The sequence below is a fragment of the Klebsiella sp. K47 genome, assembly GCF_051858335.1.
GTDB lineage: Bacteria > Pseudomonadota > Gammaproteobacteria > Enterobacterales > Enterobacteriaceae > Klebsiella > Klebsiella pneumoniae.
This window is the reverse complement of the sequence record NZ_JBPYUI010000252.1, coordinates 1-236: the sequence shown is the minus strand read 5'-3', so window position 1 is coordinate 236 and position 236 is coordinate 1. Positions and strand designations below refer to the sequence as shown.

1 protein-coding gene is annotated in these 236 nt (G+C 63.1%); it reads left to right on the top strand.

Translation table 11 applies throughout. The annotated features are described in order from the left end of the window. The coding region (locus RRF55_RS27920; protein WP_439419288.1) for a hypothetical protein at positions 1-236 on the top strand (236 nt) is incomplete at both ends.

Here is a 236-nt window from a genome sequence, read left to right as displayed (position 1 = left end):
AGGCCATGGATGCGGCGCGTATCGATCAGTCGATGATCTCGGGTGTGGCGGTGGCCAAGAAATGGCATGAAGACGAGCCCAAGCGCCCGCGCTACTACGCCGGCGATGATGCCGCAGCCTACTGGTACAGCGCCACCGACATCTATGTGGCAGCGGCGCTGCAACAGTTGCCCGAGCAGCAGCGCCAGCGCTTTCACCCGTTTCTGACCGGCTTCAACCCGGTGGACAAGAACGCG